19 protein-coding genes are annotated in these 24,440 nt (G+C 38.7%); 3 read left to right on the plus strand and 16 right to left on the minus strand.

The annotated features are described in order from the left end of the window. Positions 1 to 3: 3 nt before the first annotated feature. From BM086_RS07420 to BM086_RS07435, 4 genes are read right to left on the minus strand one after another with little or no spacing between them, the layout of a single operon-like run. A complete protein-coding gene (locus BM086_RS07420; RefSeq protein ID WP_092325362.1) occupies positions 4 to 498 on the minus strand; it encodes a tRNA (cytidine(34)-2'-O)-methyltransferase in 495 nt (164 codons plus the stop codon). Position 499: 1 nt separating this feature from the next. After that, positions 500 to 1,930: a sensor histidine kinase gene (locus BM086_RS07425; RefSeq protein ID WP_092325364.1), complete on the minus strand. Its 1,431-nt coding sequence runs from the start codon at positions 1,928 to 1,930 to the stop codon at positions 500 to 502. After that, the gene (locus BM086_RS07430) at positions 1,931 to 2,632 is read right to left on the minus strand and encodes a response regulator transcription factor (RefSeq protein ID WP_092325366.1); all 702 of its coding nucleotides are present in this window, start codon (positions 2,630 to 2,632) and stop codon (positions 1,931 to 1,933) included. Positions 2,633 to 2,640: 8 nt separating this feature from the next. Continuing rightward, positions 2,641 to 5,034, minus strand: a complete 2,394-nt coding sequence (locus BM086_RS07435) for an endonuclease MutS2 (RefSeq protein WP_092325368.1) — start codon at positions 5,032 to 5,034, stop codon at positions 2,641 to 2,643. A gap of 264 nt (positions 5,035 to 5,298) precedes the next feature. Here BM086_RS07435 and BM086_RS07440 point away from each other — a divergent pair, with 264 nt between their 5' ends. Both BM086_RS07440 and BM086_RS07445 read left to right on the plus strand, forming a co-directional pair. Further along, positions 5,299 to 6,648, plus strand: a complete 1,350-nt coding sequence (locus tag BM086_RS07440; protein ID WP_092325370.1) for a S1C family serine protease — start codon at positions 5,299 to 5,301, stop codon at positions 6,646 to 6,648. A gap of 31 nt (positions 6,649 to 6,679) precedes the next feature. Further along, on the plus strand, positions 6,680 to 7,621 hold the full coding sequence (locus BM086_RS07445; protein ID WP_092325372.1) for a 3'-5' exoribonuclease YhaM family protein: 942 nt from the start codon (positions 6,680 to 6,682) through the stop codon (positions 7,619 to 7,621). A 159-nt stretch (positions 7,622 to 7,780) separates the two neighbouring features. Here BM086_RS07445 and BM086_RS07450 read toward each other — a convergent pair whose 3' ends face one another. The 4 genes from BM086_RS07450 to BM086_RS07465 all read right to left on the minus strand — a co-directional run bounded on the left by BM086_RS07450 (position 7,781) and on the right by BM086_RS07465 (position 12,162). Continuing rightward, a complete protein-coding gene (locus BM086_RS07450; RefSeq protein ID WP_092325374.1) occupies positions 7,781 to 8,944 on the minus strand; it encodes a pyridoxal phosphate-dependent aminotransferase in 1,164 nt (387 codons plus the stop codon). Further along, positions 8,941 to 9,429 (minus strand): Lrp/AsnC family transcriptional regulator, encoded by a 489-nt coding sequence (locus BM086_RS07455; RefSeq protein ID WP_092325376.1) that lies wholly within the window; start codon positions 9,427 to 9,429, stop codon positions 8,941 to 8,943. The genes BM086_RS07450 and BM086_RS07455 overlap by 4 nt, the downstream gene beginning before the upstream one ends. 78 nt (positions 9,430 to 9,507) lie before the next feature. After that, a complete protein-coding gene (locus BM086_RS07460; RefSeq protein ID WP_175560152.1) occupies positions 9,508 to 10,497 on the minus strand; it encodes an AIR synthase-related protein in 990 nt (329 codons plus the stop codon). An 87-nt stretch (positions 10,498 to 10,584) separates the two neighbouring features. Beyond that, positions 10,585 to 12,162, minus strand: coding sequence for a VanW family protein (locus BM086_RS07465; protein WP_092325380.1), 1,578 nt, complete (start codon positions 12,160 to 12,162; stop codon positions 10,585 to 10,587). A 112-nt stretch (positions 12,163 to 12,274) separates the two neighbouring features. Between BM086_RS07465 and BM086_RS07470 the strand changes: the two genes are divergently transcribed. Then, on the plus strand, positions 12,275 to 12,883 hold the full coding sequence (locus BM086_RS07470; RefSeq protein WP_141107708.1) for a hypothetical protein: 609 nt from the start codon (positions 12,275 to 12,277) through the stop codon (positions 12,881 to 12,883). Positions 12,884 to 13,065: 182 nt separating this feature from the next. Here BM086_RS07470 and galT read toward each other — a convergent pair whose 3' ends face one another. The 8 genes from galT to BM086_RS07510 form a co-directional block, all read right to left on the minus strand. After that, positions 13,066 to 14,604 carry a UDP-glucose--hexose-1-phosphate uridylyltransferase gene (gene galT / locus BM086_RS07475; protein ID WP_092325384.1) on the minus strand — a complete coding sequence of 513 codons (1,539 nt, stop codon included), beginning with the start codon at positions 14,602 to 14,604 and terminating at the stop codon, positions 13,066 to 13,068. Between the two features lie 5 nt (positions 14,605 to 14,609). Next, positions 14,610 to 15,791, minus strand: coding sequence for a galactokinase (locus tag BM086_RS07480; protein WP_092325386.1), 1,182 nt, complete (start codon positions 15,789 to 15,791; stop codon positions 14,610 to 14,612). Positions 15,792 to 16,435: 644 nt separating this feature from the next. Then, entirely contained in the window at positions 16,436 to 18,595 is a 2,160-nt protein-coding gene (locus BM086_RS07485; RefSeq protein WP_092325388.1) for a glycosyltransferase, read from the minus strand. Between the two features lie 10 nt (positions 18,596 to 18,605). Beyond that, the gene (locus BM086_RS07490) at positions 18,606 to 19,295 is read right to left on the minus strand and encodes a hypothetical protein (protein WP_141107709.1); all 690 of its coding nucleotides are present in this window, start codon (positions 19,293 to 19,295) and stop codon (positions 18,606 to 18,608) included. A gap of 3 nt (positions 19,296 to 19,298) precedes the next feature. Beyond that, a complete protein-coding gene (locus tag BM086_RS07495) occupies positions 19,299 to 20,696 on the minus strand; it encodes an exopolysaccharide biosynthesis polyprenyl glycosylphosphotransferase (RefSeq protein WP_330391554.1) in 1,398 nt (465 codons plus the stop codon). Between the two features lie 11 nt (positions 20,697 to 20,707). After that, complete coding sequence (locus BM086_RS07500; RefSeq protein WP_092325393.1) at positions 20,708 to 22,198, minus strand: hypothetical protein; 1,491 nt, start codon at positions 22,196 to 22,198, stop codon at positions 20,708 to 20,710. A gap of 42 nt (positions 22,199 to 22,240) precedes the next feature. After that, positions 22,241 to 23,404 carry an SH3 domain-containing protein gene (locus BM086_RS07505; protein ID WP_092325394.1) on the minus strand — a complete coding sequence of 388 codons (1,164 nt, stop codon included), beginning with the start codon at positions 23,402 to 23,404 and terminating at the stop codon, positions 22,241 to 22,243. 125 nt (positions 23,405 to 23,529) lie between these two features. Further along, a complete protein-coding gene (locus tag BM086_RS07510; RefSeq protein WP_092325395.1) occupies positions 23,530 to 24,381 on the minus strand; it encodes a hypothetical protein in 852 nt (283 codons plus the stop codon). Between the last annotated feature and the right edge of the window lie 59 nt (positions 24,382 to 24,440).

The raw sequence follows: 24,440 nt of genomic DNA on the forward strand, positions 1-24,440 counted from the left end.
GAATTACTCTTTCCAATGCAGTCTGTGCAATTCCCCCTGCTGCTCAAGTCCTGCAAAATTATTTTGTCTAAGCGCTTCATAAAGCACAATAGCTACAGAATTTGACAAATTCAAAGATCTGATATCATGCCCCATTGGAATTCTGATACAGGTCTCCTCATTATCCACAAGAATTTCCTCCGGAATTCCTGCGCTCTCTTTACCAAACATGATAAAATCATCCATTCCAAACTGAACATCCGTGTATGATTTCTTTGCTTTAGTAGTAGCCATCCATATCTTTGCTCCGGGATGTTTTTCCTTAAAATCCTCAAAATCCACATATCTGGTAACGTCAAGATGTTCCCAATAATCCATTCCGGCTCTTCTTAAATCTTTTTCCCCAAGCCTGAATCCCAGTGGCTCTATCAAATGAAGACTACTTCCTGTTGCCACACAGGTTCTTCCTATATTTCCGGTATTCTGAGGTATCTCAGGCTGATGTAATATAATATGCATTTTATTCCTCTTCATCCATCGCAGCCGCTTTAGGCAGCGAGAAAATAAATTCTGTTCCAACACCGGTTGTGCTGATAACATTTATGTTTTCTTCGTGGGCTTTAATGATTTCTTTTACGATAGCAAGCCCCAGGCCTGTGCCTTTTTTATCTTTTCCTCGTGAAAGATCAGATTTATAAAATCTGTCAAAAATAAGCTTCTGATCCTCCTTGGGAATTCCGATTCCGCTATCCTTAACAGAGACAAAAACCTTACTGTGTTTCTCTGTAGTTTCAATCTTGACGCTTGATTCCTTATGACTGAATTTGATGGCATTATCCACAAGATTGTAAAGAACCTGTTGAATCTTGCTCATATCAGCGTTGACAAGCATTTTCTCATCAGTAAGTACAAGTTCTATCGCAATCTTTTTATCAATGCAGATTCCGCCAAAAGACTCTGCCACGTTTCTAATAACCTGGTTTATATCAAAATCACTTCTATCAAGCAACATTCCCTTAGTATTAAGGTTGTTCAGAGTAAGAAGTTCGTTGGTAAGCTTAGTAAGTCTGTCAGTTTCATTTATAACAATTCCAAGATACTTACTGTGCATCTCTTCCGGAATTGTCCCATCCTGCATGGCAACCAGATATCCTCTTATTGACGTAAGCGGCGATCTGAAATCATGAGAGACGTTTGCAATAAACTTTTTCTGATCATCTTCCTGCCTTGCGATCTCTCCTGCCATATATGATAGAGATGCCGCAAGATAGCCCATTTCATCTTCTGATTCAACAGAAAATTCATAGCTCATATTTCCTGCCGCATACTGCTCTGTTGCGGTAGTTATTTTCCTAAGCGGAACATACACAAGCTCCGTGAAGAAAATAAGGATTATCATTGATAGCAAGAAAAGAACTATCAGCATCAGGTAAGAAATGTTCAGAAATTCATTTGCAGAATTCTGAATATCCGCTATCGAAGTGTGTACTACAACATAAGCCTGTACCTTGAAATTGGCTGTTATCGGAGCAAATACACTAAGCACATCCCTGTCAAAACTTCCAAAAAAGTTTCCTGTCGTGTAATAAGAACTACCTGTTACCGTCGGATCAAATCCCTCGATCACTATCTCCTGTCCCGGTCCAAGATTTCTTGACGAGTCAAGAACCAGTCTTCCTGAAGGGTTTACTATCCATATAGATGACTTATCCATATATTTGGACAATGCAACCAGCTGCATATGCACTGTTTCAAGAGAAGTCTCACTGTTATACAGATCAGCCGCATAAGTATTGGCTATCTGGGTTGCAACCTGATACATGGAGTCAGCCTTGTCACGCCTTAGTCTTTCATAAGTCATGCTGTAAACAAAGGTAGCAACTACAACAAATCCGAAGATTCCAAATAAAAGATATGCCAGCAAAAATTTTAAATAAAGAGTTCTCTTCATTTACTGTTGTACCTCAAATTTGTAGCCAATACCCCAGATTGTAGCAAGTCTCCAATTATCGTGGTCGCTAAGTTTCTCACGAAGTCTTTTTATATGAACATCTACAGTTCTAGTATCACCGATGTACTCATAACCCCATATCTGATCCAAAAGCTGTTCTCTTGTGAAAACATGATTTGGAGAAGCTGCAAGAAAATACAAAAGCTCCAGCTCCTTAGGCGGCATATCAACTCTCTCACCCATATAGGTAACTGAATAATTGGTCATATTTATCTCAAGATCAGGATATCTGACAACCTTGTCATTAGTCTCCTGAGGCTCCTGAACCTGAGGTTTATAGCGCCTTAGAACTGCCTTTACTCTTGCCACAAGTTCTTTTGAATCAAAGGGCTTCTCCATGTAGTCGTCAGCCCCCATCTCAAGTCCCAACACCTTATCAAAAACCTCTCCCTTTGCAGAAAGCATAATGATAGGTGTCTGAGATTTGGTTCTAATTTCCCTGCATACCTGATATCCATCTATCCCCGGAAGCATAAGATCCAAAAGCACAAGATTAGGCTTAAAAGTATCAAATGTATTTATAGCCGTCTCGCCATCATTACAAATTTTTGTTTCAAAGCATTCCTTTATCAGATACAAAGAAATCAGCTCTGCTATATTATTATCATCATCCACAATTAGAATTTTTTGTTTTGTAGCCATTTAACCCCTCACTTAATAAAAGTAACAATTGTAACCCCTGCATCACCCTCGCCGAATTCCCCAAGCTTGAATGATTTAACATATGGAACGCCCTTAAGATAATTGTGCACTGCCTGTCTTAAAATGCCGGAACCTTTTCCGTGAACAACTCTAACGGTATTAAGATGAGACATATAGGCATCATCCAGATACTTATCCAGCGCAGAAATAGCATCATCACTGTTTTTACCGATAAGATTTATTTCTGTTCTGATACTTGCTGCCCTTGAAAGATCCATCTTACCGCCACTTGTATTTCTTCCGTAGAATTTCTTCATGGCGCTCTTGCCATCGTCGTCAGCCACAAGCACAAGATCTCGGATATTTGCCTTGGTCCTCATGATTCCGCACTGTACAAAAAGATATCCGTCTTTATCAGGCTTGGAACTTATCGTGCCCTTTAATCCCATAGAAACTATCTTAACTGACTCACCAAGCTTAAGCTGAGACTCTTTTAAAATAGGATGCGTCTCTTTTGAAAGGTCTTTCTTTGCAGAAATAGCTTTATTCTTGGCAGAAATCTTCTGACCCACATTGGTCCTGGCCCTCTCAAGATCCTGAATGCTTGCTCCCGGTCCAACTTTTCTGAAAGTCCTTATCGTCTCATCAGCTAAATCCTTGGCCTCCTGTAAGATATTTCTTGCCTCTTCATTAGCTTCTCTGATAATCTCTTCCTTCTGCCTGTCAAGCTTGTCAGTTTTTTGTTCAAGTTGCTCTTTTAAGTCTGCAATCTCTTTCTTATAGCTGGCAATTTCCTCTTTCTCGCTCTCAATTGTCTTCCTGCTCTTTTCAAGGTCTGCCAAAAGATCTTCAAACCTCTTATCTTCTGTGCCAATCTGTTCCTTGGCAGCTTCGATAATATCATCAGACAATCCAAGCTTTGAAGATATCGCAAAAGCATTACTCTTTCCGGGTATGCCGATAAGAAGTCTGTAGGTCGGACGAAGGGATTCCACATCAAACTCGCAGCTTGCATTCTGAATTCCCGGTGTGTTAAGGGCATATACCTTAAGTTCACTATAGTGTGTCGTAGCAAGAGTGCGCACCTTCCTGCTGTGAAGATTATTAAGTATCGCTATTGCGAGCGCTGCGCCTTCTGTGGGGTCTGTTCCTGCACCAAGCTCATCGAAAAGACAAAGCGAATTCTCATCAGCATTTTTCAATATGGAAACAGTGTTTGTCATATGCGATGAGAAAGTTGAAAGGGACTGCTCAATACTCTGCTCATCACCAATATCCGCATAAACCTCATTAAAAACAGATAGTTCTGACCTGTCACCTGCCGGAATTGCAAGACCTGCCTGTCCCATAAGTGTTAAAAGACCTACAGTCTTAAGGGTAACCGTCTTACCACCTGTGTTAGGTCCTGTGATAATCAGCATATCGAAATCACGTCCGGCGTATACATCAATAGGAACCACCTTGTCTTTTGCAATAAGAGGATGTCTTCCCTTTCTGATGTTGAAAGCATGCTGATCATTAAAAACAGGTGTTATGGCATTTATTTCAAGAGCATAGGATGCTTTGGCAAAGACAAAATCAAGATCTGTCATTATCTCTGAATCATACTTAATTGCTTCGACATGCTCTGCTGCCTGAAGGCTAAGCTCCAGCAAAATCTTCTCAATCTCTGCATTTTCCTGAAGCATAAGTTCTTTGATCTTATTATTCAGCTCAACCACTGCTGCAGGCTCAATAAAAAGAGTAGAACCTGACGAAGACTGATCATGAACAATACCATTTATCTGTGACTTAAACTCAGAACGAACAGGAACGCAATATCTGTCATCACGCATGGTAACAACCGCATCCTGCAGATAAGTTCTCATGGAACCGTTTATCAGTTTGTTGAGCTGTTCATGTATCCTGTCATTTGTAAGCATGATCCCGCGTCTTATATGCTTAAGTGCAGGGCTTGCCTCTGAGCTCATCTCTTCATCTGAAATTATGCATCTTCTTATCTCAGTTGAAAGAGGAGTTAACGGCTCTAACATGCTAAAAGATTCTGTGAGTGAATCTCCGGCCTCATCATCCCTCTGACTTCTTCCATATGCCTTGATACGACTTACGTTTTCAAGAAAAGCTGCAATCTTAAGAAGTCCCGGCATATCAAGAGAACTGCCTATCTTAAGCGCCTTTAGTGAACCGCTAAAATCTCTATTGTCACCAAAAGAAACTGAACCCTTCTTAAAAATTCTTGCAATAGCATCTGATGTCTTTTGCTGATTCTTCCTAATCTCATCAATATCAGCAGATGGTACAAGTTCTCTGCACAGTTTCTTACCGGGCTCAGAAGTCGCATGTTCTGTAAGTCTTTCTATTATTTTATCGTACTCAAGTACGTGTAATGCTTTCTTATTCATAACTATTCTCTTCCCTTTTTTACATAAACTCCCAAATTAAAGTTTATCATCATAATCGCGCCGTGACTAGAGGATTATTAACGTTATCATCAATCGTCGACATGTGCAGCATAAGCGCCTTTCTGCATGAACACTGGCATTGATACAGTACATAAAAACATATATAATTAAAAAGATGTTTGTCAAAGGCTGTTAATTGACGGCTTCTACAGTGGACTAATCAATTATTTCCAATAGTTTTGCAATAGTACAGGGGAAAAAACTATGCCATTTAATCAGGATGAAAATAAAAAAGACAAGCTTGCAAATACCACATTTATCAGTGAAAAGATAAAACAGCGCCCCATCAACAGAAAAAAGCTCCTAAGAAGAACGATAATAACCATTTCACTGGCAGTTATCTTCGGAATTGTAGCATGTTTTACTTTTCTTTTACTTCAGCCCGTGTTTAGCGATAAGCTCTATCCGGAAAAAGAACCTGATGTTATTTCTTTTCCCGAAGAATCAGCAAGTGATGAGCTTACGCCTGAAGAAATGGTTGCTGTAGAAAATGAAATTGCGGCAAGTGAAGCTCAAAGTCTTGAAGCTAACCAAAAGGATCAGATTGACCAGGCAATTGCATCCTACACCTTTAATTCCACAGACTATGGAAAAATGATGGCTTCATTAAAAGTTCTCGCTACTGACGCTAATAGAAGCATCGTAAAGGTAACCGCCATCTCAAGCGACAGCAACTGGTTCAATTCATCATATCAGAGCAGCGGTTCAACTTCAGGTCTGATAGTGGCAGATAATGGCAATAATTATTACATTCTTGCTCCCTATGAAAAACTTAAAGATGCTGAATCCATCGGAATCACTTTTTGTAACTCAATAACAGTTGAAGCTCAGCTAAAGCTTGTTGATACCATAACCAATCTCTGTGTCCTGAGCGTAAAAAAGGCTGCCCTTTCACTTGATACAAGGAACAGCATAATCGCCGCAACGCTTGGCAGTTCCAATACAAGCAGCATTACAGGTCTCCCTGTTATCGCCGTTGGAAGTCCCATAGGAATTCAGGGTTCTATTTCTTACGGCATCATTACTTCTGAAAAAACTACCATAGACCTTCCGGATTCAACTTATAAGTTATTAACTTCTGACATTCAGGGAAGCAGCGAAGGAAGCGGTGTTTTAATAAATCTTTACGGTCAGGTTGTGGGAATCATTGACATGACAAAGGTTCCAAGTGACCTTTCAGGAAATATATGCGCGATCGGAATCACCGAGCTTAAGACACTTATAGAAAATCTATCCAACGGTAAGAACCGAGCTTATCTGGGAATCCATGGAACCACAGTTCCTGAAGAAATTCAGACAAAACAAAATGTTCCTGCAGGCGCATATATTACTCTTACAGAAACCGGTTCGCCTGCCATGAAAGCAGGCATTCAGAGCGGAGATATCATCACTTTCATTGATGACACAGAAATAACAAGCTATGAACTTCTTATAAATAAGCTTGCTTCTCTTAGCCCTGATGATGTAATATCAATTACTGTAATGAGACAGGCACCCACAGATTATGTTGAGATGAAACTTGAAGCCACTCTGTCAGGCGCCACCCATGATTAATTATTTGCTTATTTAGAAATGAGGTTTTTTAATGAAATTTATTAAGGATTTGAAGCCCGGAGACAGAATCAATGACGTCTACCTTTGTAAACACAAGGTCAGCGCCACGACCAAGAATGGTAAGGAATACTTTTCAGTAATTCTCCAGGACAAGACAGGAACCATCGATGCAAAGATTTGGGAGCCTAATAGTAACGGAATCTATGAATTTGATGCTACAGACTACATTAATATTTTCGGTGAAGTAACAAGTTTTAACGGCGCATTACAGGTTAGTATAAAAAGTGCAAGAAAATGCCAGGAAGGTGAGTATGATCCAACTCTTTATCTTCCGGTTACCTCCAAGAATGTTGATGAGATGTACAAAGAGCTCCTTGGTATAATTGGAAGCATTCAGAATCCTTATTTAAAAAAGCTACTTGAAGATTTCTTTATTCACGACGAAAAATTTATAGTACTTTTCAAAAAATCCAGCGCAGCTAAGACTGTTCACCACGGCTTTATTGGTGGACTTTTAGAGCATACACTTAGTGTTACAAAGCTCTGCATGTACTATTGCACTTCTTACCCCAAGCTAAACCGTGATCTGCTGCTTACTGCAGCAATCTGTCATGACATCGGCAAAACAAGAGAACTTAGTCTTTTCCCTACAAACGATTACACTGATGAAGGACAATTCCTTGGTCATATCGTAATGGGAACTGAAATGATTGGAGAAAAGGCACGCAATATACAAGGTTTCCCTGAACTACTCAAGCAGGAATTGCAGCACTGTATTTTAGCTCATCATGGCGAATTCGAATATGGTTCTCCCAAAAAGCCTGCCATTATGGAAGCTGTTGCACTAAATCTTGCAGATAACACAGATGCCAAGATGGAAACTTTCACTGAGCTTTTATCAAATGTTCAGGCTCCAGGCTGGCAGGGCTACAACAAGTTCTTTGAATCAAATATTTATGAAACTGTAGTGTGATCATGCTACAGTTCATCAGCAAATTATGATAATGACAAATAAGACGGATGCCCTTGATTCATACATAATATGAACCATAAGCATCCGTCTTCTTATATACTATCTCTCAATAAATCTTTTTAATCAGCAATATACTTTACTGTATCAATCACCAATCTATCAATGTTCCAATTTTGAAATAAATTTCTCAAATCTTTCCATGGCAATCTTAAGATTTTGTAGGGAATACGCATAGGAAATTCTGATGTACCCTTCTCCACAGTCTCCAAAGGCACTACCTGGAACAACTGCAAGTTTTTCCTCTTCAAGAAGCCTTGTACAGAATTCATCACTACTCATTCCAAACTTCTTGATACATGGGAATACATAAAACGCTCCAAACGGCTCAAAACAAGGAAGTCCAAACTTCTTAAATTCATTAAGAAGGTACCTTCTTCTATGATTGTACTCCTCACGCATTTTGCTGACATCTTCGTCACCATTTCGAAGTGCCTCTACTGCTGCGTACTGGCTTGTAGTAGGTGCGCACATTATAGCAAACTGGTGTATCTTAACCATCTGAGCCATTATGTTTGCAGGTCCGCAAGCATATCCAAGTCTCCATCCGGTCATAGCATAAGCCTTGGAAAAACCGTTTATTAAGATTGTGCGCTCTCTCATACCGGGAAGTGAAACTATTGAAACATGTTTGCCATTATAAGTAAGCTCACTATATATTTCATCAGAAATAACATAAAGATCTTTTTCGATAACTACTTTGGCAATCTCTTCCAGGTCCTTCTTCTCCATAACAGCGCCGGTAGGGTTGTTGGGAAATGGCAACACAAGAATCTTTGTCTTATCTGTTACCTTTTCAAGAACTTCTTCTGCGGTAAGTCTAAAATCATTTTCTTCTTTAAGCTCAATGATAACAGGCACAGCATCAGCAAGAATCGCACAGGGCTCATATGACACATAACTTGGCTGTGGAATAAGGACTTCGTCTCCCTCATCAACCATTGCTCTAAATGCAAGGTCAATTGCTTCTGATCCGCCAACCGTAATGAATATTTCTTTTAACGGATCATAGGTTACTCCCTGTGTTCTGTTTATATAATTACTAACTTCCTGCCTAAGTTCCTTAAGTCCTGAATTGGAGGTATAAAATGTTCTTCCCTTTTCAAGAGAGTAAATGCCCTCATCTCTGATATGCCATGGTGTGTCAAAATCCGGTTCACCAACACCAAGAGAAATAGCACCTTCCGTCTCCTGAACTATATCAAAAAATTTTCTAATACCGGATGGCTTGATTCCAATTACTTTCTTTCCTAACGGATCTCTCATGGTGTGATTATCTCCCTTGTGTCCTCGTATTGCTTAGTCAAAATAGTTCCGTGATCCTTATACTTTTTCAAGATAAAATGAGTTGCAGTGCTAAGGACTGTATCCAGCGTTGCCAGCTTATTATTTACAAAACCGGCAACTTCTTGCAATGATTTACCTTCAAGTATTACCATAAGGTCAAATCCACCGCTCATGAGATACACACTTGTAACTTCCGGATATTTATAAATTCTCTCCGCAATATTATCAAACCCCTGGCCTCTTGTAGGTGTTACTTTAACTTCTATCAAAGCATTAACCTTATCGAGCCCTGTTTTAGACCAATCTATCATGGTATGGTAACCACAAATTATTCCCTCATCTTCAAGCGCCTTGAGTTCGTTGGCTATAAGAAGCTCATCCGCCCCTAGCAACACGCTAAGTTCATGAACTTCAATGCGACTGTTTTTTTCAATAATATTTAGTATTTCTTCTCTGGTTCCCATCTCATTCTCCTCACAGTAATATTACGATTCTCTTGTGTTTCTTCATCATATGATAACACAGAATAAAAAACTACTCCATTACAATACTTTTAGTATCTCATCAGCCTGAGGCGCCTCTAAAAATCTCGTCTCATCAGCATTGATTATAATCTTATCATTACTATCCGTAAGTTCTCCAACAATCTTTGCCGGAATACCATTATTGTTGAGGTCAAATACCAGTTTTTCACCGTCATCTGCCGCTATAAGAAGAGCCCCGCCTGACAGAAGCTGATACGGATTTATTTCAAAAAACTCACATATCTCTATTGTCTCCTGTCTGATTGGAATATTCTTAAGATCAACACGCAGTCCACATCCCGATCTTCCTGCAAGTTCCCAAAGACCTGCAAAGACTCCGCCATTTGAAAGGTCATGCACTGCAGATACTCCCGATCCTGCTAAAATATCCATCTCTTTTTTCACATAGAGGTCATACTTAAAGTTTCTGGCTCCATCTATAAAAGGGACAGGATATTTTGCTGTAAGTTCATCAAACTTCTCCCATGCCAGCATAGCTGTTCCCTCAAGTGCTACACATTTCGTGATCACAAGACTTTGCCCCGGTTTACCCTTTCCATTACAGGTAACTCTTTTACCATCAGTTAATGCTTCCTCACTTAAGTAGCCTATAGCAGTAATATTCAAAACCGGACGATTTACCAGTGAAGTAACCTCTGTATGACCGCCTGAATAAACCACATTGCATAGTCTTGCGGCTTCTATAGCGTCATTTACATACTTCTTTATCTGCGGTTCTTCTGCATTTTCCGGCAAAAGAATACTCATCAGCACCTGCTCCGCTGTAATTCCTTGGGCTACAAGTCCATTTACAGCCTTGATTACTCCATAAAATGCTGCATCTTCTATATCCACCGTCACAGGACAAATTGTGGAAAAAGTCTTTTTTTCATTAGAAAAAGCGCAGTCAGACCCTGCAGCTGCGCTTCCTTCATTTTTAAATTCCGTTTTTATTAGTTTTAATACTGATCTTTTTAATGCATTCTCAGTAATCTTACCAATTCTCATCAATACTCCAATCATAATATGATGTAAAGTTCAATAATCGTATCACGTATTGTTCCGTGCAATGCGCTCCAATAATCCTGCGTTTTATCAGTTGGTGATAATTGCCTCTGCATCTTCCACCGGTGCACTCTCAGCTGCTGCCTGCTGAATCTGCTGATTAGCTGCATTTACTGCCTGTGCCGCAGCAATGGCTGCTGCCTCTGCATTCTCTGTTCCGGCTGCATCTCTTGCTGCTGCAAGTGCTCCTGCAACTGCCTTAACTGTACCAAGATCCTTGGTTGCAATAGCAGTCTGAAGCTGAGCTACCATGTTTGGATCAGCTCCACCTGTTCCGACTGTTACAAGTCTTGGAACCATCTTGTAATTACTACTGTTGATTACCTCTTCACTTACTACTGCGCCATTCTCAGATACAACTTTTTTAAGCTGTGCCTTATATCCAATATGCGCTGACTGCACGCCCACATAACCAATCGCCTGAGAAGCATCTGTTGAATACCGATCTTCTGAAGCAGGTATCTTTTCTAAAACTTCACTCTTAAATGAAACAACTCTTCCGGCAGGTCTTGTCTCAACACCATAAATTGTAAAAGTGATCTGCTTGTCAGCAGTTGTTCTTCCCTCTATATATATAGGATAATCCGTACTATTTACAAATCTGAAATTCTTTCCGCCGGATTCAGCAATTGCCGCATCAGCAGAAGGATCAACATAAGTAACGATCATTGAATGATTATGACGTTCTGTAACATCAAGCTCTGCAAGAAGAACTGCGTTGTATAGAGTTGTGGATACCTGGCAGATTCCCCCTCCGATACTCTCCACAACAACACCATTTAAATAAGATCCTGCAGGGAAATATCCATTAGCTTCTGTAAAAGGAGTAATTACATCAAGTACCGAGAACTCCTCTCCCGGATAAAGAGTTGTTCCATTTATTAAAGAACAACCATTAGCAACATTGGCACTTCTTGAAGCACCGGATGACTTGTAACTTGTTGTAAATGTTCCAAGCACATCTCTTACACGTGAAAGTTCCTCTGCACTTCCAAGCGGCACATCCTCTGCAACACAAAGCTGAATCTGAGTAGCTTCACCATTCCATCCGCTCTTTACAAACTCTTTTATTTTATCAACAGAACCCTCTACATCAATAAGATAACCTGTCTGTCCCTGAGTTACCTCAAATCCATCAGCAGTCTTTTTTAACGAAAAATTTACTTTTTTCTGGTTAAAAGAACTACATCTGTTACTTACAATATCAACTATATGTTCATCATTAAAACCATACTCAATATCATATCTATGATTTGACTGCTCAAGGTCTCTTAGCGCCTTATATCTCTGAACCACGTTGCCACAATGTCCAAGGTTATAAGCTTCCTCAACAACCTGTGGATTTCTCCAAGAAATACCAAGTTCATCACCCTTAATTGTGATACTCTTGCCTTCACCGGCTGTAAGAGTTATATCTGCTTCTGCAAGTCTGTCAAAATACGCATTTACTGCCGATCCTGCATCTGTAACGCTCATTCCCGAAACATCTATATCACCTATAAATACTCCGTTTGCAATTGTTCTGCCATCTGCTGCTTTTGTCTGAATCCCAGGCAGAAGTAACAGCACACCAAGTGAGAGTAAAACTCCACGCAAATATTTTTTCATAATGCCCCCTATGTGCCATTTTACGTGCTATTATATATGGTATACAAGCACCTTTATTTACGAAAGGATATTATAGATGATATTCCCCTTTTTAGCAAGTTTCATTATATTAGTGATAATATTCAACATTCGCTCCCGTGGCGTTTCAAGAAAGATAGAAGAACGGGAACAAAATTTTTGGGAAAAAGAAAGAGAAGCCAATAACGTCAGAAAAAAAAGCCTGGATTCACTAGAGTATATTCATATACCTGTAGACCTTCTTCCATTCGACACCCACGGTAACAATGGCATCTTACAATCTGCAGAGGAAGAACTTCTTGCGTTAAAGGATGAAAAGATCGTGAACCTGACAGGAATAACAAATACTGATCTAAAGCTTGAATATGGTACAGCAAACATAACTGTCCTGACTCAATACGACCAGAATTACACTGCCATGGTTGTCTCTTTACAGAAATGGGGACAGGAGCTTTATGACCAGGGGAGATTTGAAGACGCGGCAAAAGTCCTTGAGTTTTCAGTAAAAACACGGACTGATATAACCGCAACCTACAGATTATTAGTGGATTTGTATAAGACCAAACTGGGATTTAGCGAATCTGAAATAAATAGAAAACTTGAAGGACTTCTTCCTATAGCAAAAGGCCTCAATGCTTTAAGCCGCAATCAGATTGTGAAGCTTATTGAAGAAGCAATTATTCCTTTGGAAGAAGTAATGTAGTCTTAACGCAAAGCTACAATTACCTGCTTATTCAGTACTAGATTGTGTAATTATCAAGTATTATGATCATTAAGGAAAAATGGTGACCAACTGGTCACCATTTTTTAATGCTTTATATCAAACAACAATTTCACTTGATGCTTTCTATAAATCACTTTTGCTTGAAATTTACATTAATACCTTTAGCATAAAGACGCTGTGAATCTGTCAAAGGCTGCCTGCCCCTGCTCTGTGCGCTTATAAACGCCGGCATCTTCAAGAACATGCATAAATACTTCTCCAATTTCTTTCTGGATTATTAAGTCAATGTTTTCCTTATTAATTGAATCGTATTTTTCCTTAAATAAATCCACCCAGTCAGCATGTTTCTCAAGAACTTCATCTTTTCTTAAGTCTTCACCATTTAAGATAGCTTCTTTTAACTGAGCCATTTCTCCCTTAAGTCTTGCAGGAAGAACAGCAAGTCCCATTACTTCTATAAGACCAATGTTCTCTTTCTTTATATGATGAAGCTCAGCATGCGGATGATATACACCAAGCGGATGCTCATCTGTAGTGATATTATTTCTCAAAACAAGGTCAAGTTCATAATTGTCGCCGCGTTTTCTTGCTATTGGAGTTATTGTATTATGAGGAGTTCCTTCTGTTTCAGAAAAAATGAACGCTTCCTCATCAGTATATCCTCTCCATTTATTAAGAATAATGTCTGCCAGTTCTATGACCCTGTCAGTATTTTTTCCTGAAAGCCTGATAACGGACATCGGCCACTTAACTATTCCGCTCGAAACATCCTCAAAACCTTTAACGTTAAAAGATCTTTCCACAGGCGCCTTTGCCATAGCAAAGTCATAATGCCCTCCCTGGAAATGGTCATGGCTGAGTATCGATCCTCCAACTATTGGAAGATCAGCATTTGATCCTACAAAATAATGAGGAAACTGCTTTACAAAATCAAAGAGCTTACAAAATGTATTGTGCTCTATTTTCATCGGGATGTGCTGTGAATTAAACACGATACAATGTTCGTTATAATACACATAAGGCGAATACTGAAATCCCCACTTAGAATCCTGAATTGTCACAGGAATTATTCTGTGGTTTTCTCTTGCAGGATGATCCAGTCTTCCCGAATAGCCCTCATTTTCCCAACAAAGCTGGCATTTAGGATATCCGCTCTGCTTCGCATTTCTTGCAGCTGCTATAGCTTTAGGATCTTTTTCCGGCTTTGAAAGATTGATAGTTATATCAAGATCACCATATTCAGTCGGTGATACCCACTTCACATCCTTTGCTATGCGATATCTTCTAATATAATCACTGTTTTTAGAAAGATTGTAGTAGTAATCTGTAGCTTCTTCAGGACTATTAGAATACTTATCGTTGAACTTTTTTATGATAGCACTCGGTCTTTCTACCAAAAGTCCCATAATCTTTGTATCAAAAAGATCTCTATAGGCAACGCTGTCATTCTCGATAAGCCCTTTTGATACTGCATAATCATCGATTTCTTTTAACAGACTTTCCAGGTATCTTCCAAGCTCAGCCTCATCTTCCGGAATCTTTTCTGAAAGCTCTTTTATCCCGCCAATCTCATATTCTGCACTATCAAGTCCAAGCTCTATCAAAAGCGAATTTACCGCATAAATAATATCCGACTCCTCAATAAGCTCAGTCTTAAACGCATATGCAACTAAATTTACAATACTATCCTGTATATTCATAACTTTCAGATTACCTCAGGGCCATTGCCGATTTCTACTGTATAAAATGTTGCCTCATATCCTATTTTCTTAAGATAGTTTTCTCCAACAGTTTTCTTAAAATTCTCAACCGCTTCGTCCTTTACTATTGAAACAGTGCATCCTCCAAAACCGCCGCCTGTCATTCTAGATCCGATTACTCCCGGAATCTTCCATGCCTCTTCAGCAAGAGTATCAAGCTCTACTCCTGTTACATCATAATCATCACGAAGAGATTCATGAGACTGTCTCATAAGTTCTCCAAAGTGAGCAAGGTCGCCATCCTTTAGAGATTTCACAGCCTCGATTGTTCTCTGATTCTCATATACAGCGTGCTTAGCCTTCTTCTGCATATCAGGATCTGTGAGAACATCCTTATGAGCTTCAAATTCCTCAACAGAAAGATCTCCAAGTCCCTTGATATCAACTGTCTTCTGTAAAATAGCAAGTGCTTCTTCGCACATGCTGCGTCTTGCGTTGTACTGAGAATCTGTAAGCTTATGCTTCTTGTTTGTGTTTGCAATTACAATCTTTGCACCCTCAAGTTTAATTGGCGCATATTCATAAGATAAATCTGCTGTATCAAGGAAAATGGCATTATCCTCTTTTCCCATAGCAACAGCAAACTGGTCCATAATTCCGCAGTTACATCCGTTAAAATTGTTTTCTGAATACTGACCGATAAGAGCAAGGTCCTGATTGCTAACTTCAAAACCATATAAATCTCTTAAAATAAAGCCTGTCAATACTTCCAAAGATGCTGAAGATGAAAGTCCTGAACCATTAGGAATATTTCCGTTAATAACAAGATCAAAGCCCTTATCCAGCTTCATTCCTCTTTTTTCAAAAGCCCAGATAACACCAATAGGGTAATTTGCCCAGCCTGCTTCAGGTGTTGGCTTAATCTCCTCATCCAGGTTGATCCCATATACACCAAATCTGTCCTGATTGCAGGAATAGAAATGAACCATTCTGTCATCTCTCTTTGCTGCTGCGCCATATGTTCCAATAGTCAAAGCACATGGGAAAACATGTCCGCCGTTATAGTCGGTATGCTCTCCTATAAGATTTACTCTTCCCGGTGCAAAATAAGCCTTAACACCATCCTTTTTTGAAAAAGACTTCTCGAAACTGTCAAGCACAGCCTGTTTCATGTTCTGATCGATCATAAATCCTCCTGATAAACATAGTTATTCATAATTGTTAAATTGCGTCTTTCCACAAGTCCATTATGTTAAATGTTATTTATCTTCTCTTACATCTCATTCTTATGATATCATAAGCCCATAACATATATTTTTAAATACCACTTTGTTTGTGATACCTGTCGAAATGTTATATTTATAGGATATATTTCAATAAGTATGTTCATTAGATTACAGTTGTAGTCTATGACATTAATTATAAGATTTTCTAAATTCAAGACTATTCTATAAGCAAAGATGTATATGGAATAAATCAGTTTTTTATCTGAAATTGAGAACATTAAAATAAGAGATACAGTATCTATCACAAACCAGCATTAAGATAGATATTGTATCTCTTTTTGCAAAAATATATACTTTTTCAATCTTTAAATCAAATTCTGACCAATAGTCAAAATAAAATTTTAATTTAACATATAAAAAGCAAAATTAAATTAGAAACCATCATCTTTTTCACAGTTTACATACACAATTCACACAATTTGTTCACAGAATTTGGTTATATTTATTCTCACGCCTGTCACACGTGCCTCAGCGTTGATAGTGTCATAACATAAGCACGTGGCGAGCGCACCATGCGCACACTTCTTTCTGTTTTTCTAAAATGTCTATTTTCCTCTTCTTTTTTTTAGCCCAATTATAAAACTTAATGCCTGAAGCATAAGTTTAAAATCATTTAAAAGACCAAAATGCTGAATATAAAAAATATCCATTTTTAAAATATCAACAGCATTTGCATTTCTATTACCATATATCTGATAATATCCGGTAATCCCCGGTTTCATCCTGTATCGAAATGCCACACGTACATCATCACTATTCTCAGCCGAAGCAACAACAGATGTGGGGCCAACAAGGCTCATAGAACCATTAAGTACATTTATAAAAGCAAGTGCATCGATTTCTTTATCAGAGGAAAATCCATATCGTTTATAAATCTTCCCATCTCTTGTCATACAGGGAATCTTAACAACCTTATCTCCTCTCATTAATCTATAAATATAATACGGTAGACAAAAAAGTGTACATATCGTCCCTATAACAATATCTACCGTTCTCTTTACTACCCTTTCTTCCCATCTTGCGCTATATTCCTTAAGCTCAAGGATTGGTGTATCAAATAACTCCATATCCTGCGTTCCCTGAAGTAAAATATCTCCCATATCAGGAATCAAATATACTCTTATTAGATGCATGTAGCAAAATTCCAAAAGTTGTTTTCTTAATCTTTCTTCGCCTCCATTTATAACAACACAGCCATACCACCTTAAGCATTCATCCATGATTTCCTCAAAATTTCCGCAGTATTGCATCACTTTCATAACTTTGAACCTGTCACTTCTGGAATTGAATCTGTTAATAACTGCTTCTGTATCGTCAAAGCTTAAACTAACATAACTTTTTCTTTTTATCGAATATACCTTCGTTCCATCATTACCATCCTGTACATTTTTACTTACTAATAATCCTGTTTTTTCATAATGCAGCTCTTCATTGCCATATTCACGAATATCCTGAAGATCAATTACCAGCGTTTCTCTTGGTGGAAAAACATGACGATAAACCGCATCAGCAACAAATGCCCATATTCCTACGATAAATACTTGCAGAAAAAACACTCCAAACATAGGTTTTAATGGCATGAGCCAGTTACGCATAAGGCTAAGCTGAAAATATGTAATAGCATTTGTCAAAACAAGTGCCACTATCTCTGACACAAAAATATTAGAGGGTTTAAGATATCCCGTTCTAAGTCCTCCGGAACTTTGTGACATAAAAAGCAAAATTGAAAAATATACAATTAGTATTAAAATATGACCACGAAAATATAGTTTTAACCCACCGCCAAAGTAGAAGCCATCCTGCGATATACGTGGAAGATTTAGAATAGGATATAATTCATTAAACCATACATACGCATAAATACCAGTATACATGATTATTCCAAGAACACTTAACTGTACAACAGTAAAACGCTTTACTGTTTCAATATGCGCTCTCACAGTTTCAGCCAGGAATCTCCTAAGTGAGGCTCTTATTGCCCAGATCATAATGCATAGAAAAGCATGTAACTTTGACAGTCCCGCAACATTTATATACAGATTCCAAATACGCTCTATCGCTGTTACCTTATTGCTTGATAATGACACTTCCGGTCTTCTGTATATTGCAAGTGGCTGGTCAAGACCATATGCAATATGCCCTGCCTTTAAAATCTTCCACCAGGTTGCTGTATCTTCTGAGCCTATTGGCGGCATATAGATGAGTTTTTTATCGATAATCTCTGTGTCAATCAGAACTGTACTTGTAAAAATTACAGTTCTGGTAAGAGCACTTTTAAAGTTTAAAGTTTTGGGAACCCGAACCATTTTGCCATTTGGAACTGCATTCCCATCACCAAATTCATACGCACTAAAAACAAACCCAGCACTATGTTTATTCATAAACTGGATTTCTTTCTCTAACTTATCCGGCATCCATACATCATCTGCATCAAGGAAAGCTATATATCTTCCTCTTGCTTCATCTATTCCTCGATTACGAGCCATGGCTGCACCTTTATTCTCTTCTTGTCTTATCAGTCTGATCCTGCCCTGTTCATCCCCATATTTATGCAGGTAATCGTTGATTTTTTTTACACTATTATCTTTAGAACAATCATCAACTAGTAGCAGTTCCCAATCTGTAAATGTTTGGTTCTTAACTGTTTCAATAGTGTTTTCCACAAATCGCTCTGCATTATAAACAGGTACTATGATGCTAATCATTATTTATGCTCTACCTCTTTATACCTTCTGGAATTGCAACACTTAATCCCTTAAATCGTCTTATCTTTGTGAAATTTTTAGGCATATCTGCATTTGCTTCTCCGATACAATGGACGAGAACTCCCTCACGCTCTGCTAATTCCATTATTTCTTTTGAGGGTTTGTCATTCATCAATATCTGTGGTATTTTGTATAACTCGATCTGCCTCTTAAGTCTTGGAATATCGTTTTCTCCAGAATAGACCTCCTCCAAAACCTTATAATATATATCCCCGTGTTTTTCTATCCATTTTTCAAGTCTGCTATCATTCTCATCAGTCTCTTTTTTTATGATCATCGTCCAAAGAGCCTGAAATTGTCTATGCATCCAGAACTTTGCCATGCCAAGCCATACTGCAAACACAATGTTTGATGCTGCCAGACAAAGCAAAGTTCTGAAATAATTCTCTGTGAAAATCACTTGTAATATAGCAAGAAGCACCAATATACCCAGATTCTTCTCAAAAAGAATTTTATCTTCAACTAAGTACCATGCATATATTTTTAAAAACATAGTTAACCCAATATATGCAATATCTAATATGAAAAGTAGCCAGATTCTATTGGTAAAATATAGAAATGTAATTCCCTGCATCAAAAACAAAACGATACTACAGAATCTAGTATGAAATTGCCACCTCTGAGCTATAGTACATGCCATATTTTATATCACCTTGTCCAATATTCCTGAATTTAGAGTCTCTCTCTTATTGCCCTTTTGTGCCTTAGCTGTAATCTGTCCAGTGCGAACGCCCTCAGTGCTTTCCGGCATAAACAGTATTCGTACTGTTGCAAACATCAGTCTCAAATCTTCTACTATACTCATTCTGTTGATATACATCAGATCCATTTCCAGTTTGTCATACGGATTTGTATTGTACTTACCGTAAACCTGCGCATATCCTGTAAGTCCTGCTTTTACCTGAAGTCTAAGTCCAAATGCCGGCATATCCTTCTCGTATTGCTCAGCAATCTCAGGTCTCTCAGGTCTTGGGCCAACAATACTCATATCGCCCTTTAGGATATTCCATAACTGTGGAAGCTCATCAATTCTGCAAGCTCGGATAAACTGACCAACAGGTGTTATTCTGCTATCGTTTGCACCTGTACTAAGTCTGGCGATGCCATCTTTTTCTGCATCCACTCTCATTGACCTGAACTTAATGATCTTAAATTTTCTCCTATCCTCTGTGAGTCTAACCTGTTTGTAGAACACAGGCCCACCATCATAAAGCTTTATGACTATGGCTGTTATCAAAGAAATAGGACTCGTCAAAATAAGTGCAACCAAGCTTACACAGATATCAAATAATCGTTTTAATACCTGATACTCCGTAACAAGAACCGCCCGCTGAACATTCATAATTGGTACAGAAAAATTCTGCATATGATGCGATCCCTGCATGATAATATCTCCTACATGCGGCGCAAAATACCCCGGAATATCCTTCTCAATACAATACTTTACTATCCCATTTCTAAGAGTGGCATGTATTCCTGATACCACTATTGCTTCATATCCCTCAAGCTCTTTTTCTAAAGTTTTATAATCTTTGGGATTTCTTACGTACTTTTGAATATCAAATTCACTTCTAAGCCGCCTTATCTCTCCAAGGCGCTCCAAATCCTCATCATCTTCATACACAACAACCGTTTTCTTATTAAGATGATCAGAATTATAAACCTTCTTTATAAATATGCTCCAAATAACATCAATTATTAACTGCACAATGCACAGTGCCATAAAAGGGAGGGGATTTGTGCATTTCATGAACATTAGAAGTGACACAACCCATATAATTCCATTTGTAACCACCTGTGCTAAAAAGCTTGAACCTATAAGGTCAGTAACCTTTCTGTAACCAATACTGTACAGATCATAGGTTCTATTCATCAAAAACAGGACTGCTGCATAAAGTCCATATAATACAAACTCGCCCTTCAAGTGATATGCACTATCATACTTCCCCCGATAAAACATTCTCCAACATATCACAAACAATATAATTGAAATCGTAAGCTGTAATAGTTTAATTCCTTTTAGTTTAAGTTCGTGTCCTATGGCTGATCACCTCACAAAATAATCTGTTCTGAGCCCTTTCTCTTGTTGTTTCTTTCTTCTTTAATACGCATATTTACAATTTCAGCCTTGACACCATTAAAGAACCACCAGATAAGCACTATTAGCACAAGTATTGCTGATGGAATTGCAACATTCTTTGCTATATGCATAATTCCACCATCAACGAAATACTGCGCAGGCACTGCGACCTTAACAGCATTTGAGAAAAGCGTCGTTGTATAGTACTCTTCTGTTGTCTCTTCAACAAGAGCTACCCAGTTTGCAATTGTTGTATTTAATCTTGCCAATAATGAATCTGCATATTCATAGTCTGCCTGAACGTTTGACTGCGCAACTGCATTCAGGTTGTTTAAAAGCAGATAATATTCATTCAGGCCTGTATTTTTTTCTGCAATCTGCTGATTAAGCGAAATCTTCTTACTAACCAGCTGATCGTAATACTCATTCTTTTCACCATATTGAAGTGTTGAATCTGAACCGCTTACAACAACAACAGGATCTTTTTCATATGAACTTATGATATTTGATACTGTCTCAAGCTGAGTTTCAAGTTCGGAAATTTCATTGCTTGCAGTTCTTATCCTGTACTCGTAATACTCAACCTGTCTTGACTTATCTTTTGTCAGTGAATTGCTCTCTACAAAAGATGACAACCTTGAAACATCTACTGATTTCACAAAATTAAGCGCTGTAACGATGTCCTCAAAGGACAATCCGGTGCTGGAAGCTCTGAAATCAGGAGCTTCTTTCATCTTCTCTTCCACATAGGAAAGCATGATTGAGATCTGTGTCTTAACAAGATCTATACTTTCACCATAATCGTAATCATCACCGCTAAGAAGGTTTGACGTTACTGTCAGCGCCTCTGCATTTGCATAGGTATCAAGGAAGTACTGCTTATAACTGCTAAGTACACCATTCAATATCTGTGAAAGCTCATTATTCTTAAAAGTCCCGTCATCGTATAGATAAACCACATATTGTGATGGGAAATATGACACATCCAAAAGTTTTTCATAATTGTCTGTATCTTTTTCTGCCATTTTATTAATGACAGTAATTCTCTCTACAGCATCTTCCGGAATTACGCCGACAATATTGATATTCTTACGAACGGTTTCAATATTTCGTTCATCAATTCCCATCCCTGAAAGAGCACTCTCAATTACATACGGAGATTTTAAAAGGCTCACATCAAATGCTGCCCCATTTGGATCCAGACCTTTCTCAATTCCATCAAACTGGAATGTTATCATAGCCCTGGCATAAGAACCTTTTCCCGATATATGCTCAAATCCAGAGTAAAGAATTCCTCCTGAGATTCCAATAAGTATCGCAAGAATCAGTAAATATGCCACCAGCTTCTTTTTTTTCCCCATGTACTCAAAAACGTTAATAAGATCTATTTCAGAACTTGTTTCATGTTTCTGATTTAACTGAAATATAACTTTATTATTCTCCGGTTTATCAATACGCTCCATCGTTGTAATGTCGTCTCCTTATCTGTGTTAGTCTTTAGTCTCTTACTGCGTCTTTATGTGATGTTCATCTTTCATAATCCGCTTAAGAACGTATGCCCTGGATTTTTTATACTCCACCATAAGCCTTAAATATGTTAAAAAAGCTAAAACAAAACTTAACCCCGAAAGAAAAATGAATAGCACCGTTATTAAATCAATTCTATGTGTTTGGGATATAACTGCATCTTCTGTCTGCAATTCTGCAATTTTAGTTTCTCCACCCTCTGAAACCGCTTCAGAACCTTCAATTTCCTGTAACAGATCATCAGATGCAGCATTACCGCCTCCTGTAGTACTATTCTTTTGATTACCTGACTGATCATTTGATACACCAAGCACAGTCTCGGTCTTTACTTGTGTAGCCTCATCTCCTTCGTTACTTTCTGATTCAGCTAATGTTTTTTCCGTTTCCTTCCCTTTTTCAGCATTTTCTACCTTTTCTGCACTAACCATATCTTCACGAACATAGCCGGTTAGTCCGCCATATGTGACTTTATACCATACCCCCTCTCCACTATTTACCTTTGATGGTGATGATATCTTTATTCCATACGGAATAACTACCAACTTGTTGGACGATGTAGATGCCTCGCTCCGTATATTTGCATTTTTGTTAAATGTCAGAATAAATGCTGCTTCCTCAGTCTGAGGTTCATTTATTTCGTCAGTATTTTCTTCCTGTCCCTCCTGATCGGCTTCATCTTGATTTTCTGTAGCCTTCTGCTTAGCATCGGTGCTTTCCGCCTGCTTTGTTTTGCTACTCTTTGTTTGCTGAGTTTTATTTGTATTCTGTTTTTGTTGCTGTTGTGGCTGCGCCTCCTCCTGCTTCACACTCTCCTGAGTGCCCTGTTCCTGAGAAGACGACACATTTTGCTGAGATTGTTGTTGGGACTGATTCTGTTGCTGAGTTTGCTGAGTCTGTTGTTCTGGCTGCTGATTCTGATTTGTCTGGTTCTGCTGTTGCGAAGCCTGAGCTTGTTGTTGATCTTGCTGCTGTGCTGTCTTCTGTTGATTTTCAGGTGATTGTTGTCCCTGTTCTGTATTCTGTTGTGTCTGTGCACTTACTGTCTGATCTGCAGCCTGCTGCGCATATACCGGTACATGTATCGAAAGCGCAAGTACAATCCCTGCCCCCAAAACAATCAATTTATAGTTACGCTTTAACATCTGTTCACCTTACTTTTTAATAGTCCGACTCCCATTTAAGGGAATCGGACCAATCCACACACAAAGGGCTTTTAGTTTATTTGACATGTCATTTACTAGTTAGAAAAAAAAATATGAAGGGAGTTTTATTTCTTTCTAACAATCATGATAGGACCTGGATGCTCAAGATGAATGCCAAGTGCACCCTTTGCAAATGCTGTGATCTTTACAGAAATCCACTGGTTGTTGTAGAACTGTAAAACTTCAATAGTATCTGCACTATCCTTAGCTGTAATTCCCTGTACATTAAGAGCTGTGTCAAGAGACTTAAAGTTCTTAACTCCTGCTGGAGTAAGCTCTATTGTATTAAGGAGCTTAGCTGAAGATGATATCTGCTTTGCACGAGCTAATGCGCTCTGTGTAACAGCACTTGATGGCTTGGAAACGTTGATAGCAATGTTTCCTGACTTGCCGTCAACTGCGCTTGCGCAGAGAAGTGCATTCCATGCAACTGCTACTGAATCAGAAATAGATGGATCAGCCTTTACGAAGTTACCAACCACCTCTTCAATGCTCAGGTTACGAATAGTTGTTCCCTGCTGGATCAATGCCTTCTGAGCAGCTGACAGTCCGTTATAAACTGCCAAAGCTGTTGCTGTCATTGATTCTGTTGTAAGCTCAGGAGCGTCACCGATAGCTGTAAGAGATGTTGCAACGGCGGTTGCTGCTGCAGGTGAAGTAAACTGTCCACTAGCCATAAGAGTTGATGCAAGAGCAGATGATGCTGCCTGCTGAGTTGCATTAAGTGTAATAGCGGGTACAGTTACTGGCTGTGTAGTTGCTGCTGCAGGAGCAGCTGTTGTTGCAGGAGCTGATGAAGATGATGAGCTTCCTGATGAAGGATTAAGTGTTGTTCCTGCTGTTGGGCTTGCTGCCATAACTGGCAGAGACATTGTTAATACTCCTACGAGTACTGTTGCTACTAATAGCTTCTTCATGTGTTTCCTCCTTCCCTTTGACAATGTGTGGTATATATTTTCGCTCTCCAAGTTGAGCG

It is taken from the genome of Butyrivibrio sp. YAB3001 (genome assembly GCF_900112195.1).
In the GTDB taxonomy this organism is placed as follows: Bacteria; Bacillota; Clostridia; order Lachnospirales; family Lachnospiraceae; genus Butyrivibrio.

Coding starts and splice junctions, on each gene's coding strand:
- BM086_RS07420 (WP_092325362.1), bottom strand. CDS start 498: ATGCATATTATATTACATCAGCCTGAGATACCTCAGAATACCGGAAAT.
- BM086_RS07425 (WP_092325364.1), bottom strand. CDS start 1,930: ATGAAGAGAACTCTTTATTTAAAATTTTTGCTGGCATATCTTTTATTT.
- BM086_RS07430 (WP_092325366.1), bottom strand. CDS start 2,632: ATGGCTACAAAACAAAAAATTCTAATTGTGGATGATGATAATAATATA.
- BM086_RS07435 (WP_092325368.1), bottom strand. CDS start 5,034: ATGAATAAGAAAGCATTACACGTACTTGAGTACGATAAAATAATAGAA.
- BM086_RS07440 (WP_092325370.1), top strand. CDS start 5,299: ATGCCATTTAATCAGGATGAAAATAAAAAAGACAAGCTTGCAAATACC.
- BM086_RS07445 (WP_092325372.1), top strand. CDS start 6,680: ATGAAATTTATTAAGGATTTGAAGCCCGGAGACAGAATCAATGACGTC.
- BM086_RS07450 (WP_092325374.1), bottom strand. CDS start 8,944: ATGAGAGATCCGTTAGGAAAGAAAGTAATTGGAATCAAGCCATCCGGT.
- BM086_RS07455 (WP_092325376.1), bottom strand. CDS start 9,429: ATGGGAACCAGAGAAGAAATACTAAATATTATTGAAAAAAACAGTCGC.
- BM086_RS07460 (WP_175560152.1), bottom strand. CDS start 10,497: ATGAGAATTGGTAAGATTACTGAGAATGCATTAAAAAGATCAGTATTA.
- BM086_RS07465 (WP_092325380.1), bottom strand. CDS start 12,162: ATGAAAAAATATTTGCGTGGAGTTTTACTCTCACTTGGTGTGCTGTTA.
- galT (WP_092325384.1), bottom strand. CDS start 14,604: ATGAATATACAGGATAGTATTGTAAATTTAGTTGCATATGCGTTTAAG.
- BM086_RS07480 (WP_092325386.1), bottom strand. CDS start 15,791: ATGATCGATCAGAACATGAAACAGGCTGTGCTTGACAGTTTCGAGAAG.
- BM086_RS07485 (WP_092325388.1), bottom strand. CDS start 18,595: ATGATTAGCATCATAGTACCTGTTTATAATGCAGAGCGATTTGTGGAA.
- BM086_RS07490 (WP_141107709.1), bottom strand. CDS start 19,295: ATGGCATGTACTATAGCTCAGAGGTGGCAATTTCATACTAGATTCTGT.
- BM086_RS07500 (WP_092325393.1), bottom strand. CDS start 22,198: ATGGAGCGTATTGATAAACCGGAGAATAATAAAGTTATATTTCAGTTA.
- BM086_RS07505 (WP_092325394.1), bottom strand. CDS start 23,404: ATGTTAAAGCGTAACTATAAATTGATTGTTTTGGGGGCAGGGATTGTA.
- BM086_RS07510 (WP_092325395.1), bottom strand. CDS start 24,381: ATGAAGAAGCTATTAGTAGCAACAGTACTCGTAGGAGTATTAACAATG.